Genomic DNA, 14,879 nt, shown 5'->3' with positions numbered 1-14,879 from the left:
AACGGCTTAATCTTCGGGTGTAAATCATGATTAGAGAATTAGAATATTACGGCAGCCATATTCTACGTAGAAAGGCTGATATAATTCCTGAAATTACTGACACGATTCGTCAGTTAGTTCAAGATATGTACGAAACTATGGTAGCTCATAAAGGCGTTGGCTTAGCAGCTCCTCAGGTGGGAGAAAGTCTGAGTCTTTTCGTCGTGTGTGTTGAGGGAGAAACCGAAGACGGGGACTTGATCTTTTGTGATTTCCCAAAGGTGTATATCAATCCTGTTCTTTCTAACGCTTCTGAGGATCTCGTTATTGGTCGGGAAGGATGTCTATCTATTCCTGGACTTCGTGCTGACGTCTATCGTCCACAAAGTATTACCGTAACGGCTCTAAATCTTGATGGTCAAGAATTCACAGAACATTTGGAAGGATTCCCCGCACGAATCATTATGCATGAAAATGACCATCTTCATGGTGTGTTATATATCGATAAGATGGAAGAGCCTAAAGACATTAAGAAGTTTAAGGCTTCTCTAGAAAAGATACGACGTCGTTATCATGCTCACGTAAAGCCAGAAGATAGAGCTTCCTAATCGTTTTTTTATTGTAGGGTTTCTCCAAGCTCTCAAGGATCTTTAATGAATTCTAGGGAAACAAATTATTTATTCTGTAGGCGTCTAGGCTTATCGAGCTTGAGGTAGAAGAAAAAGCGGTTGTCCGCTTCTCTTTTCTCATACACAGAATATAACTGCCAATGTTCAAAGACTTTTGTTCCTAAAATCATCTGATATTCGAGATAGCTTGGTGTATGTAATCTATGCCAGCCATATCTCAATGTTAAATGGTAATTCCAGCAAGGATGAGGACGAACAAACACTTTTCCTAAAATGAGGTTGCGCCGATCCGATAATGGAGAATTGAAAAGCTCCTCAGGTGCGCGACTCACATCTAAAATATAATTTTCCTTATCGCATTTAAGAAGGCTGTATTTACTTCGATGCAGAAATTCTAAGGTTAGGCCTATATTATCACTTCCTATCCATTGCCAAAGGAGATTCATATGATCCCAGCAATGTTTTTTCCAAATCCATTCAGCATCTAAAGATAGAGTGTTCTTACGGTCTAAAGGGAGGGAAATCGTACATGCCGTTTTAGGAAATGTCGATCTGGCAAAGGTATTTTTAAAGATTTGCGTTGTCCAAAGTTTTGCCGAGACTCGAGGCGCGCTTGGAGAAACTCTACTGTATATGAAAGATTCTATACCAATTTTACCTAAATGTAGGGAAGCAAAGGCATCGTTTATAGAAAAGATATAATGCTCATGATTCTTTGCTAAAGGATGTGTTGTCGAAGTAAAAGAAACAAATGGTTCTACAATATGTCTCGTGTGTAGGTAATTCTTATATGCGGAGAAACGATAATCTAAATTTATTTTCGCAGAAGCTTGGCAATGACGCGAGAATGTTTTCGGGACACTGCTGTAGTAAATTGCAGAGGCCGAAGCCGTTGGAGTCAGAGTTCCTATAAATAAGGGAATCGAACGATAGATCTTAGGAGAGGCTGATGCACGTAATGACGAGAAGTTAGAACCAGGAATGTTATTGCTAAAGGCAAAGTTCAAGTATCCACACTCAAATAGGTTCTCAATAAAAATCCCCGTATTTTTAATGCTCACTGGACGTTGTTTCAAAGATAGATAGGGAAGCTCTTGATTCACATTCTGGAAGGGATTTACTCTCACAGAAGAGGATAGGCTACCATCAAATAACACATCACTCCAAGTTAAGCGAACTTGCGTAGGGCCAGTATTTTTTAAAGAAAAGTTATTTGGGAAAATATCTGCAACCGTTTCCCAGCTGTCACTAACATGATATTCTCCGGATAAACTTGCCTGTTTATGCGAAAGAGAAAAATCCCCATGGAAACGATAGCGATCTCGAGGTTCTGCCATGTCAATCGCTAGGCGATGAGCATAGTAACTTTTCACGTTGAAGACATTTTTAGGATTCTCTTTTTGGGAGAAGTGCATATTATAGCCCACCCCAATGCCATGTTTGAAAAAGCTGTCTAGGAAAAATGTAGATTGGAAATGCTTTTTGGAAATTGGCGAGTAGCTAATCCCTAAATAGGAACCTAAAAATCCTCCAGTACCCCCACGGAAATTAATTGGAGGTTTGGGAATTTCCATAGGCATAATGGAAAATTGCGGAAAGAATAACACCGGAATGTTACAAATGCTAAATGTTGTCTTTCCTATAGAAAGCACACTATCTGAAGAGTATTCTAAATAATCTCCGGAGAGGCAAATATGTTTTTTAGGTCCCTCAGAGGTGGATATATATCCCTTATGGATAATCAAGGTCTCCGGAGTCAATGTCATCATTGATCCTCCTAAAAACCACGGATACATGGCAAATCTACCGTTAGTCAAAAGACAAGAATCAGTGTCTTCGTAGTACTCTAGGTAATCACAAACTAAAGTCTTTCCTCGGTAATTGACCATGACATTTCCATGGGCAATTAACTTCATACCACGATCAGGAACATTATCCACATACGCGCGATTGGCTTGTATGCGCAGATTATTATGAATGTTTAATACACCATCTTCAATGTCTAATGTCCCAGAGACCCCTTTAAAATGACTTAGATAGGAGACTTTTTTTCTTGCGGCTTCCTTATGCGTTAATGCCTTTACAGAAGAAGAAAATGCTAGTAGAGCTGATAGAATAAGGTAGGGGAAGTAACGATTCATATGTCTCCCGTTATTCTACAATTTTCATCAATAACCCAGCTAAAATATGACAGTTTTTGGCTTTTGCCTGTGTCATTAGCTGAATAAGAAAGCGAATATCTTCATGTGTCTTCGATACCACGAGAGTTTCTAGGATATCTAACATGAGCTTTGCTCGTGTTTCTGGAGTAACTTGATAACGAAGATAAGGAGAATCTGGATGAGGCTGTCTGTCTTCGGTATCAATGAACAATAGTGTTTCTTGAATGAGATCCTGAGCGTAACGATGTAAGGATAACTTTTTTTCAGGATCTTTAGTGAGATTATATAAAGCTAAATCAGCATAAGCTCGGATTATCGGCTCTCCAGGAAGCTGTGAGGCTCGGGAAAGGATTTCTAAAGCCTGTTGATGAGAAGAATGCGCTAAAAAGGTAATTGCCTTAGAAGCTAGAGCTGTTTTCTGACTTAATAAGATCTTCTCTATATAGGGAAGATAGGCTTCTTTAGGCAACCGCAATAGAGTAACAAGAATCTGCTCTTCAGCATTTTGGATGATCGATAAGGCCTTAGCACGTTCTGTAGGATTTTGAGGAAGGATAATCCCTCTGCATTTCCATGCTTGTGTAGCTCGCCCCTTAGAAAATGTGGGAATTAATGCTTGGCTATAGTGTTGTTGTACTAACCACTCCGTGATGTATTCAAGAAGAAGGGGGTGGTCGCATCCTAAATGTATCAAAGCCAGAGCAGCATTTAATTTTGCTTCGCTGTTTTTCGTATTTAAAAATACAGGAAGTAATAGCGGAATTCCTGTTTCTTTAGATAATAATCGTGCTGTATAAAGAGCTGTTGAGCGCTCTTCCTCAATCTGCTTTTCAAAAATAGGAAGAGCATCTTCTTCCTTCCCAATCGCAATTAATGCTTGAGCAGAAGCTAAAGATAGATCCGGATCGTTTCTTTCTGAGAGCTTTTTTATGGTAGTATAGCTCTGACCATCTTTTAACATTCCTAGGGCATAAACAGCTGCTTCACGATCTAAAGGGGAGGCACTTGTTAATAAACTCCTTAATGTAGGCAAGAACCGTTTTTGTTGATATTCACCAATGAGCAAAGCTGTGTAATTCCTTGTAGCACTTCTTGTCGATGAAAGCATCTGGCGGATATACGTATCAGACTCTTCAGTTTCTAATCTTAAAAAGATTGCTGTGGAAAGACATTGAATTTCTTCGGGAAGTTTATGAATAAAAGAATGAAGATGGTCGATAACTTTAATATTTTTTAGTCCCGCTAGACGATAGGCGGCTTCTAAACGGATCACAGGATAGGCAGAAGCTAGCGCTTTAAATAAAAGCTCGTCCGATGTTTTCCCTAGATTGGAGGATAAAGCAGATAACACTAACAGTTGCTGAAGAGGATCTTCCGTTTCCATAGCTTGAGAAAGAATCTCCAAAGCTTCTGAAGAACCTACAATACCTGCTCCGATAATGGTACTTTTTCGAATATACGGGTCGTCAGAACGTAACCCCTGCCTTAAACAATTCTCAGAGATTTTTCTTAATAAAGTAAAGTCATGATCTCCGTGAGTTTCTAAAGCTTCTAAGTAGGATGTAAGAGCTTTTTCTACAGATCTTTGGCTAATATAAAGAATCTTATGGCTTACTGGATCGGGGAAGTTACCAAATACTACACTGGGAAAACCTAAAAGTATTCCTAGGGATATAATTAAACGAGATAATCCCATAAGTTAATGTCGAACTCCAGCAAGAGATGATACAATGTTCTAATCGGAAGACCCTGGACGTTGTATGCACAACCCTGGATATTATGAATAATCAATCCTCCACCTTCTTGAGTGCTATAGCCCCCACACTTATCTAACGTGGAAAATGCCTCGACATATCTTCCCAAATACTCTTCTGGAAGTTTGTTGAAGGTCACCTGTGTTGTTTCTTGGCCAACCATCAATTTCTTTTGTTGAAGAAGAGCAACACTTGTAATTATAGAATGCGTTTGACCACTTAACGTTTTTAGCATTTCAATAGCCTCATCATGAGAACCCGGCTTATTGAAAACTTTTCCCTTATAGATAACAACGGTATCTGCTGTAAGAATCACTCCTTCAGGATTGTGGTCTTGTACTATAGATTCTGCTTTTCCTACAGCTAATTCTTGAGAATATGCAACAGGATCACCCTGATAAGGAACAGAACGTTCTTCGAAACTTGGTGAAATACAGGTAAAAGGAATACGGAAGTACTGCAGGATTGATTTTCTTCGTGGAGAAGAAGAGCCCAAGATTAATTGTGGTTCCATATGACCTCAGTAAAATATGTCCCAAACCGCCACGCAGCTTAGGCTTATAGCTTGCTGCTGCTTGTATAGTCAGCCATAGTCCCATCAAAGAAAGTAATTTTGCCCTTATCAAAGATAAGCAATTTTGTTGCACACTCTTCGATTAATGTTCTGTCGTGAGAAACAAAGATAGAGGTGCCTTTATAATCATTAATCGCCCAGGCCAGTGCAGAAACAGATTCTAGATCCAAATGGTTGTTTGCTTCGTCAAGAATCAACACGTTGTGATTTTCCAGCATCATTCCCGCCATCAGCAAACGAGCTGTTTCTCCCCCTGATAACGCCTTAATTTGTTTGAAAGCGTCATCTCCTCCAAATAACATCTTCCCTAAAACACTGCGTATTTCCTGATCGTTGATCCCTGTTTTTCGGTTGCGTAACCATTCAAACAGAGTCTCATTTCCACAGTCTTTTAAAACATCAGAGTGATTTTGAGGAAAATAGGAATAAGCAACCTGATGACCAATTTTTATAGCCCCTTGATTAGGACTCTCTACACCGGCTAAGAGCTTCATTAATGTTGTTTTCCCAAGACCGTTATTTCCGATAATCCCTAGCTTGTCTCCTTGATATATCTCCAAAGAGAAGGGCTGGAATATAGGCTCTTCGCCATTGTAACTTTTTGTAATACTTTCTATAGAAAAGACTACCTTCCCGGAAGCTTTTTCTGACAAAGGAAAACGTATGTAAGGACGCTGAATGTTAGACTTCTTTAATTCCTGAGGTTGGAGCTTTTTAATTTCTCTTAAACGAGATTGTACCTGACTAGCTCGAGAACCTGCCCCAAATTTAGCTACAAATTCTTTAAGTTGGGCGATTTTCTTTTCTTTAGATTTGATATCGGCCTTCTCTTGATCTCTAGAAGCTGTTTTCATTTCTACCATGGCATCGTAATTTCCAGGATAGATAATGACGGTATCATAATCGATATCAGCAATGTGGGTAGTAATGGTATTTAAAAAGTGCCTGTCGTGGCTAACAACAATCACTGTTCCATCGTAATCTTTTAAAAAGTTTCCTAACCAGTTAATAGAATGAATATCTAAGTGGTTTGTAGGCTCGTCCAGAAGAAGAGCTTCGGGATGACCAAACAAGGACTGGCATAGGAGAACACGAAATTGCAAATCTATGGGAATCGTGGACATTTTGTTGTTAAACAATTCTTCGGGGATCCCGATCCCTGTGAGAAGCTCTTCAGCTTCAGATTCTGCCCGATAACCATTTTCCTCGCCGATGATCTCTTCTATTTCGCCAAGTTTAATGCCAATGGCGTCGGTGAAATCTTCCAAGTATAAAGCATCTCTTTGTTGTAAGGCATCCCACAACCGAGCGTTACCCATAATAACGCAATCTAAAACAGAAATATTGCCAAAGCTGTCGATATTTTGGCGTAAGATACCCACCTTTTTAGGTAAAGAAATAGATCCACGAGTAGGCTCTACGACACCTGTGATAATTTTTAAGAGGGTAGATTTTCCCGCACCGTTAGGTCCTGTTAATCCATAACGATTTCCAGGGTTGAAGACGACGGAAACGTCATCGAACAGTACGCGTGTGCCTAAAGTTTTGCCGATTTTATCAAGTACGATGCTCATAGCAGACAGCATAACAAAGAGGATCTTAGAGCACAAGAGGTTTGCCTAAGGTTTAGCCGTGTGGATGAGACTCATTGTGTGTTTGCTTTTTAAGCTTCATAGATACATGGGTATAGATTGTTGTTGTTTCTAAAGAACTATGTCCAAGAAGAGCTTGAATAGTTTTTAAATCCATACCGTTCTCTAACCAGTGTGTGGCAATTGTATGGCGGATTGTATGGGGAGTAATATTTCCTGATAAACCCGAAAGACGAAGATATTTTTGAAATTTCCTATCAATAGAGCGCGTGGTTAATCTTGTTCCAAAACAATTTAAAAAAATCGCTTGACTGTCTTTTGCAACACCTGCTCTTTCTGGATGATTTAGGTACTGTTTTAGCCACTGGGCAGCTAGAGTAGTAATAGGAATAATTCGTTCTTTTTTCCCTTTTCCACGGATGCGAATGAGGTTAGAGTTAAAATCGATGTCCCAGTGGTTTAAAGAGACAATTTCGCTAATACGCAATCCTGAACTGTAGAATAATTCTAATAAGCAGCGGTCACGTAATCCTGTATATTTTGAGAGATCGGGAGTTGCCATGAGTATTTCTACTTGCTCATAGGTAATAGGTGAGGGCAATTCTTTGGGTAATCTGGGGCCGTGAATTGTCTCTGTTGGATCTTCAAGTAGGATGCGATGTTTTAAACAATAATGTGAGAAGCTTTTAATAGCTGAGAGGCGACGTTTTATTGTGCGTTTCGCTTTGTTTTCCTGCATTAATTCTAGTATGTAGAGACGTACAGCATCTTTCGTAAATAGAGAGAAGGGAAGATTCGTTTCTTGTCTTTCTTTGGAAAATAAACAAATGGGCATGGAGGGAGAGAGTTTTCCATGTTTTTCTAAGAAGACTTTAAAGCTATTTAGATCTATGCAGTAGTTCCTTAGAGTATGGGGAGACGCTGCTTTTATGTTTTTTAGGTAATCTAGAAAAGCATAAAAAGCTGAGACCATGGTGTTCCTGAGTACTTTTCTAGAGTATCTCCTTATAGAGATTTATTTAGAAGGAGGATTTTTAGGGAAGGAGTAGCTACGAAATTCTTCAGCTGCAAACACATTTGGGAAAATTTCCTTCGCTTCTAATTCAAACTCTCTAGAATTTAAATAGCGAGCGGAAAAGTGTGTCAGCACAAGCTGTTGAGCACCTGCAGCTAAAGCTTGTGTGGCTGCTTGCTTTGCTGTCATATGGTAGTGGCTCTTTGCCAAATGGCGATGCTCTTCAAGATATGTGCTCTCACACAACATTATTCTGGCGTCTCTAGCTAAATCTATAACCGATTGACAGGGAAGGGAATCAGAAATTACAGCAACGCTATCTCCTTTTCTCACATAGCTTAGATCTTTAAGGTATAGAGTTTTTCCGTTTATCGTTATCTGCTTGTCACGAAGGAGATCTTGCATGATGGGTCCACGTAGTCCACAGGCTTTAATTTTCTCTGGAATGAATTTTATAGTGTCGGGTTCGGTAATTCTCCATCCTAAAGTATCAACAAGATGGTCGAGCCTACGCGCTTCGATACGAAAACTTCCAAAATCCTCAACAATACCTTCTCGATCTATAGGATGCTCGATAACATGAATTGTTTCATGGTAAATAGTGCCATAGCGTAGCCTATCAAAGTACTTTTTCCCTGAAGCTGGATAGTAGCAATGTATGGGGTGAGTAACCTTATCTAAGTTCAACCTCATAAGCATAGAGCCTAAACCTAGGCAATGATCTCCGTGAAAATGGCTAATAAAGATTCTGGAGACTACGGTAGGAGCAATATTAGCGAAAATGAATTGTCTTTGAGTTCCCTCTCCGGGATCAAAAAGCAAGCCTTCGTTATTCCATCGAAATAGGTAAGCCCCTTGGTTGCGTGTTCTCGTAGGCTGTTGACTGGAACAACCCAAAACAATTAATTCTCTACAGCTCATAAATTTAGAAGAAAGCTTTTATGGGAAAAACAAAAAAATAGAATAAACCAATCTACTAAAAATACTCTACTAGAACTTACTGCCAAGTATTGTGAATTTTATTTTTAATTTAATCTATGCATTTGGGGGCTTAGCGATGCCTAGTAGGGAGACTCGAACTAATCATAACTTTAGGTTGGGGTGGGGATTCTGTAGCAGAGGAATCCGAATCGTGAGAGGATAAACTAGAAGACATGTTCGACGAGGAAGTTTTGGGGCGAATTAAATTTAAGATGCCTGATGTTTTTCTTCGTGGTTTCGGTGTTTCATCAGAAGAAGATTCGTTAGTTTGTTGTTTTGGGCGGCATCTTAAACTTCTTGGCTTTCTTTGGACTTTTTCTTTCTGTTCCTGTTCGTACTTTTTCTCATCTTCTTTGATGATCTCGTGGAGTAGGCGATTGTATCGTGTGTCGAGCTTAGAGAGATCTAAATCTTTAGGGCGTGTAGGAAGAGTGGAAGGTGAAAACCTGCTTATGAATATAGGAAACAGCAAAATACTGATGAGAAGTGAGGCGAGAGCTGAGATGCCAATATAAACTCCCTCAGGAAAAAATGGCGTCACAAGAAATCCTCCTGCCATCACTGCAGCTAGTAGAGCTAAGACTATCATGCCAATCAGAGCAATAAGACTACCCTCTTTCTTCTTTTCTGATTTTTTAGCTAGATCTGTTGTTATAGAATGTTGAGTCGGATTTTTGGTGACAGAAACATCGAAAGTTGATCCTGGGAGAGTCATGAAAAACTGCTGTGTAAGTTCATTTTTAAAATGTGCAGTTTAGAAATTTTGGAAACGTTTGTAAATATACAGTTTTTTTTGCAAGAAGAATATAGAGCTGTTTATTTATAAATAAACCAGCTCTAAACTGTGTTGTAAGGGTTAATTAATGTGTGGGAAAGCAACTTTGAAGACATCGTCATAATGTGCAACAAAATGAATTTTCAGTCCTTTTTTGAGATAAGCAGGAAGTTCTTCATAGTCACGACGGTTATCTTCAGGGAAGATTAACACATTAAGACGAGAGCGACGAGCTGCTATGAGCTTTTCTCGGATTCCGCCCACTCCTAACACTCGACCAGTTAGGGTGATCTCACCTGTCATGCCTAGGTTTTCTAAAATCGGTGTATCCAAAAGCAAGGAAAGTAAGGATGTTACCATCGTTACACCTGCTGAAGGACCGTCTTTAGGCGTTGCTCCCTCAGGGATATGAATATGTACCTGAGATTTTGGGAAAAAGCTGTAACCGGGTGCGTAGCGTTCTAAAGCGCTGTGCAAATATGTCCAAGCAATTTGAGAAGATTCTTTCATAACATCTCCAGCTTGTCCTGTAAGATGCATGTCAGTTTTCATGGAGGGAACTTGGACGCTTTCAATATATAAAGTGGCGCCTCCTAATGATGTCCAAGCTAAACCAGTAGCCACACCTACAGGCGTATTATCGTAGAAACGATCGCTGGAAAAAACAGGCTTCCCTAAGTAGTCTTGAAGGTTACTTACATTAATCTTGTATTGAGTAGGTTTTGGATTGGGTTTTTCCTGATTTTTAACTATTTTAAGAGCAACTTTTCTTAAAACCTTTTTAATATTCCCGTTCAACGTGCGCACACCAGCTTCTCGAGCATAGTTGTTAATCATATGCTTAAGAGCTTCAGGATGGAACATAATTTCACGAGCTGTTAATCCCATCTCTTTACGTGCTCGAGGAACAAGATATTTCGTTGCTATCTGCAACTTCTCTTCTAGAATATAACCCGAAAGACGTAAGATCTCCATACGATCTAAGAGGGGATCGGGGATGGTATCCAATACGTTTGCTGTGAGAATAAATAGAACATTGGATAGATCAACACGTACGTCTAGATAATGATCTAGAAAGTCTTTATTTTGTTCTGGATCTAAAACTTCTAACAAAGCTGATGCGGGGTCGCCATGATAACTCGCACCAATTTTATCAACCTCATCAATCATAATGACGGGATTCATAGCTTGACTTTGCTTCAAAGCTTGTACCATTTTCCCTGGCATTGCGCCGATATAGGTGCGTCGGTGCCCTTTGATCTCAGCTTCATCACGCATTCCGCCTACTGAAAAACGGAAGAATTTGCGATGTAAAACTTTTGCTATGCTACGACCAATACTTGTTTTACCCACTCCTGGAGGGCCTACTAGGCAAATGATGCTTCCTTTAAGACCTTTAGATAGTTTGCCAACGCTAATGAGTTCCAAAATGCGTTGCTTAATATCTTCCAATCCGTAGTGGTCTTTATTAAGAATTACTTCTGCTTTTTTAAGATCGTGGTACTCTTTGCTTTGAATTCCCCAAGGAATAATGGTTAGCCAGTCGAGATAGTTGCGACAAACAGTGTACTCTGCTGACGACGTCTCCAGAGTTTGGAGCTTTTCCATTTCATCTTGGATAACTTCCATAGCGTAATCAGGAACCTGACGTTTTTTTAACCGGTCCATGAATTTTTCTAGGTCAATAGCTCGATCTTCTTTTTCTAGTCCCAGCTCTTTTTTGATTGTTTTTAGCTGTTCTTTTAAGAAGAATTCTTTTTGGCTTTTGGTGATCGTTGCTTCAATTTTCTGATTGATGCTACTTTGCAATCGGCTAAGATCTAGCTCTTTTTTAAGCAGAATCAAAGCCTTATCAATGCGATCATGCATGTTTGTTGTTTCAAGAACTTCTTGAAGCTCTTCCCTGGTAGCAGTTGTTAATGCTACGGAGAAATCAGCAAGCTTTCCTGGTTCGGTAAAATCAGAGTGGCCTAGGAAGATCTGCAGCTCTTCTTTAAATAGAGGGTTAAGCTTTAAAAGATCCTTTATTACAGAAACAATACTGATAGAATACGCTTTTAGCTCTTCAGTGAGCTCTTTATTGTCTTTGTGATAAGAAACGCGTGCTTTGAGATATTTATCTTTAAGAGGCTCTACGATGCTAATGCGTTCTTCTATGCTTAATAATATTTGTGCGCTGCCTCCTTCTATAGGCATAATACGTAAAATACGCGCAGCCACCCCTACACGATAAAGTTGGTTGAAACCCACTTTTAAAATGTCGGCATCTTCCTTTTTCGTAAGAACCAAACCTATGTACTTTTGGGAGGATTTGGCAAGAAGTTTTAAAACTTCGTAGTAGGGACCCGACTCTATCAGAATCGGAGCTGCCATGCCGGGGAAAAAAGGACGCTTGTTCAGTGGAAGAATAAATAACTCGGAAGGTAAAGCGCGATCATCTGATTTTTCTTCGACTTCTTCGGATTCATCCAAGAGTTTTTCTACTTCTTCGGGATTGGGATCCAAGATCTGAGAGTCGTTGTTTGTTGTAGAGTCCACTATTGTCCTTATACTAAAATCATCGGATACATTTGTCTAAGTTGCTCTGATAGCTTATTGATGGCAGCAGTTTCAACAATAAAGATCCTCTTTTCGATATACTACAAAATAATCGAAATTAGTGCACCTACACAACTGCTAGAGAAATAGCAGAGCCAGGGAATAAGAATTAAAAAAGAAGAGGGTTTAACGCAAATCGTTTTTCTTGATTTGTGAAAAAAAACAAACACAAAACATTTTCGTCTATATGTTTCATATTAAATAGTTTCTCATGTTTTTTTATCGGATTTTAAATTAGAATGACTATTGCGACCCTGGGATCGCCTTTGTTGCCAATGATTTGGAAGACAAGCATCTCTAAAATTTTTTCTTGACTAGGGGTTTTGTTGGTTTTCTGGTTTATAAGGGAACTGAGAACTTTCCTTGCGGCAGGGAGTGTTCGCGCGCTCTTCAAGTAATGACGGTTATGGATTGAAGAAAAACTTTGAAGGCCCTTTAGGCATAAGAAGCTTGTTGTGAGTTTTTTGTGTTTATTTGCAATTTTAAATAATTTCACTTTTTATAATTGCTTGTTTTCTGTTTTTGTTGTTTTATTTTTTTGATTAAAAGTTTTTTAATTGATATAGTTTTACCTGTTCGATTCTAATTTGGGTTATGCATTTTCATAGATACGTTATTATTGATACGTCTGGGTATCAGCCATTTTTAGCTTATGTAGACCATCAGAAGGTGTTAAAACATTGGCAACTGCCTGTTGGGCCAGATCAAGGTGTAGTTCTAGAATTTATTTTTAAAAATAGTTTTTTATGTTTTCAGGGCATTGGAGTGGCTGCAGGCCCGGGAAATTTTTCAGCAACTCGTGTTGGGTTGTCTTTTGCTCAAGGACTGGCCTTGTCTAAAAAGGTGCCCATGATTGGCTATAGTTCTTTGGAGGGATATTTGACTCCAAAGGATGAAGGTAAGGCTTTGATGCTTCCTTTAGGAAAGAAAGGTGGAGTGTTAACCCTTAGCTCGGATCTTTCGGAAGACGGATTTATTTGTGAAAAGAACGGCGTGGGGCCTGGAATTTTATTGCCCTATGGAGAAGCTTCTGAATATTGCTTAGCAAATAACTACTACCACGTTATTTCTCCAAATCCACAGCTTTTTATTGATAGTTTTTCAAAGAAAATTCGTATCGAAAAGGTTGCGCCTTCTATTAACTGTATCAGGAGACATGTTGTTTCTCAACTTATGCCTTTAGAGTGTGGTCGACAATTGACACCAGATTACCGTAGCTGCTCTTGTTTTTTCTAAGCTTAAACTTATTTCAGATTATAGGGGCAGTAGATGAAAATTAACCATGAAACCTTTTCGGCGTGCTAAGCGTCAACTAACTCTTGAAGGGTAATAGATCTGATGTTACAATCGGGGCGCCTCTAACATAGCAAAGAGAATTGTGTCGCTATGTTGTTTTAGGCTTAACAGTGATTATTATGCGAAATAAGGTAATGCATGCCCAGTGTTAAAGTTAGAGTTGGTGAGCCTGTAGATCGAGCTCTGAGAATTTTGAAAAAGAAAGTTGACAAAGAGGGGATCTTAAAGGCCGCTAAAGCACACAGATTTTATGATAAACCCTCAGTAAAGAAACGAGCGAAATCTAAAGCCGCAGCTAAATACCGCAGTCGTTAGAAAAATAGCCATCTAGTGGTGTTTGATTTATGGATTACTATGATGTTTTAGGGGTTTCTAAAACTGCCTCTCCCGAAGAAATTAAAAAAGCTTATCGCAAGTTGGCTGTTAAGTATCATCCTGATAAAAATCCTGGAGATGCTGAAGCAGAGAAACGCTTCAAAGAAGTTTCGGAAGCTTATGAAGTTTTGAGCGATGCTCAAAAGCGCGAATCTTACGATCGTTATGGTAAGGATGGCCCATTTGCCGGAGCCGGAGGTTTCGGTGGTGCGGGCATGGGCAACATGGAAGATGCTTTACGTACCTTCATGGGAGCTTTTGGTGGAGAGTTTGGTGGTGGCGGAAGCTTTTTCGAGGGCCTATTCGGAGGTCTTGGAGAGGCTTTTGGCATGCGAGGAGATCCTGCAGGTGCCCGTCAGGGAGCGAGTAAGAAAGTTCACATCACTCTAACGTTTGAAGAAGCTGCTCGGGGTGTAGAAAAAGAACTTCTCGTTTCTGGATACAAAACTTGTACAACTTGCTCAGGTAGCGGTGCTGCTAATGAACGGGGCATCAAGTGTTGTGAACGATGTAAGGGATCTGGACAAATCGTTCAAAGTCGCGGATTCTTTTCCATGGCGTCAACATGTCCGGAGTGTGGAGGAGAAGGTCGTATTATTACGGATCCTTGTTCGAACTGCCGAGGACAGGGAAGAGTCAAAGACAAACGTAATGTTCATGTACAAATTCCTGCGGGTGTCGATTCTGGAATGCGTTTAAAGATGGAAGGTTATGGGGATGCTGGTCAAAACGGGGCTCCCTCAGGAGACCTTTACGTTTTTATTGATGTAGAACCGCATCCAGTTTTTGAACGACGCGGGGATGATTTGATTTTAGAGCTTCCTATTGGCTTTGTTGATGCTGCTTTAGGAATGAAAAAAGAAATTCCTACATTATTGAAGGAAGGAACTTGCCGTCTTACAGTGCCTGAAGGAATCCAAAGTGGAACCATCCTCAAGGTTAAAAATCAAGGGTTTCCAAATGTTCATGGTAGAGGACGAGGAGATTTGCTTGTTCGGGTTTCTGTAGAAACACCACAAAATCTATCGGAAGAACAAAAGGAATTGCTCAGGAAGTTCTCAAGTACGGAAAAAGCGGAAAATTTTCCTAAGAAGCGAGGCTTCTTGGATAAAATAAAAGGTTTTTTTTCCGACTTCACCGTATAGATAA

At 39.7% G+C, this 14,879-nt stretch carries 12 protein-coding genes; 4 read left to right on the top strand and 8 right to left on the bottom strand.

Annotated elements, in window-relative coordinates; translation table 11 throughout:
• Positions 1 to 26 precede the first annotated feature (26 nt).
• The gene (gene def / locus CF_RS03485; RefSeq protein WP_011458242.1) at positions 27 to 587 is read left to right on the top strand and encodes a peptide deformylase; all 561 of its coding nucleotides are present in this window, start codon (positions 27 to 29) and stop codon (positions 585 to 587) included.
• Between the two features lie 65 nt (positions 588 to 652).
• On the opposite strand, the gene CF_RS03480 is transcribed toward def, so the two are convergent.
• From CF_RS03480 to lon, 8 genes are all read right to left on the bottom strand, one after another.
• Entirely contained in the window at positions 653 to 2,749 is a 2,097-nt protein-coding gene (locus tag CF_RS03480) for a hypothetical protein (RefSeq protein WP_011458241.1), read from the bottom strand.
• A 10-nt stretch (positions 2,750 to 2,759) separates the two neighbouring features.
• Positions 2,760 to 4,466, bottom strand: a complete 1,707-nt coding sequence (locus CF_RS03475; protein WP_011458240.1) for a HEAT repeat domain-containing protein — start codon at positions 4,464 to 4,466, stop codon at positions 2,760 to 2,762.
• Positions 4,448 to 5,038, bottom strand: coding sequence for a Maf-like protein (locus CF_RS03470; protein WP_011458239.1), 591 nt, complete (start codon positions 5,036 to 5,038; stop codon positions 4,448 to 4,450). Before CF_RS03470 ends, CF_RS03475 begins: the two co-directional genes overlap by 19 nt.
• Before the next feature lie 44 nt (positions 5,039 to 5,082).
• Complete coding sequence (locus tag CF_RS03465) at positions 5,083 to 6,672, bottom strand: ABC-F family ATP-binding cassette domain-containing protein (protein ID WP_041468098.1); 1,590 nt, start codon at positions 6,670 to 6,672, stop codon at positions 5,083 to 5,085.
• 52 nt (positions 6,673 to 6,724) lie between these two features.
• The gene (locus CF_RS03460; RefSeq protein WP_011458237.1) at positions 6,725 to 7,663 is read right to left on the bottom strand and encodes a tyrosine recombinase XerC; all 939 of its coding nucleotides are present in this window, start codon (positions 7,661 to 7,663) and stop codon (positions 6,725 to 6,727) included.
• A 42-nt stretch (positions 7,664 to 7,705) separates the two neighbouring features.
• Positions 7,706 to 8,626 (bottom strand): ribonuclease Z, encoded by a 921-nt coding sequence (locus tag CF_RS03455; RefSeq protein ID WP_011458236.1) that lies wholly within the window; start codon positions 8,624 to 8,626, stop codon positions 7,706 to 7,708.
• Between the two features lie 130 nt (positions 8,627 to 8,756).
• Positions 8,757 to 9,401: an IncA family protein gene (locus CF_RS03450; protein WP_011458235.1), complete on the bottom strand. Its 645-nt coding sequence runs from the start codon at positions 9,399 to 9,401 to the stop codon at positions 8,757 to 8,759.
• 141 nt (positions 9,402 to 9,542) lie between these two features.
• A complete protein-coding gene (lon, locus tag CF_RS03445; protein WP_011458234.1) occupies positions 9,543 to 11,999 on the bottom strand; it encodes an endopeptidase La in 2,457 nt (818 codons plus the stop codon).
• A 654-nt stretch (positions 12,000 to 12,653) separates the two neighbouring features.
• Between lon and CF_RS03435 the strand changes: the two genes are divergently transcribed.
• The 3 genes from CF_RS03435 to dnaJ all read left to right on the top strand — a co-directional run bounded on the left by CF_RS03435 (position 12,654) and on the right by dnaJ (position 14,875).
• Complete coding sequence (locus CF_RS03435) at positions 12,654 to 13,295, top strand: tRNA threonylcarbamoyladenosine biosynthesis protein TsaB (protein ID WP_011458232.1); 642 nt, start codon at positions 12,654 to 12,656, stop codon at positions 13,293 to 13,295.
• A 198-nt stretch (positions 13,296 to 13,493) separates the two neighbouring features.
• On the top strand, positions 13,494 to 13,670 hold the full coding sequence (rpsU, locus tag CF_RS03430; RefSeq protein WP_006343002.1) for a 30S ribosomal protein S21: 177 nt from the start codon (positions 13,494 to 13,496) through the stop codon (positions 13,668 to 13,670).
• Between the two features lie 29 nt (positions 13,671 to 13,699).
• A complete protein-coding gene (gene dnaJ / locus CF_RS03425) occupies positions 13,700 to 14,875 on the top strand; it encodes a molecular chaperone DnaJ (protein ID WP_011458231.1) in 1,176 nt (391 codons plus the stop codon).
• Positions 14,876 to 14,879: the final 4 nt, after the last annotated feature.

Origin of the sequence: Chlamydia felis Fe/C-56, assembly GCF_000009945.1 — a bacterium.
GTDB lineage: Bacteria > Chlamydiota > Chlamydiia > Chlamydiales > Chlamydiaceae > Chlamydia > Chlamydia felis.
Note: the sequence above shows the minus strand (reverse complement) of the source record. Positions and strands in the feature narration are given on the sequence as shown.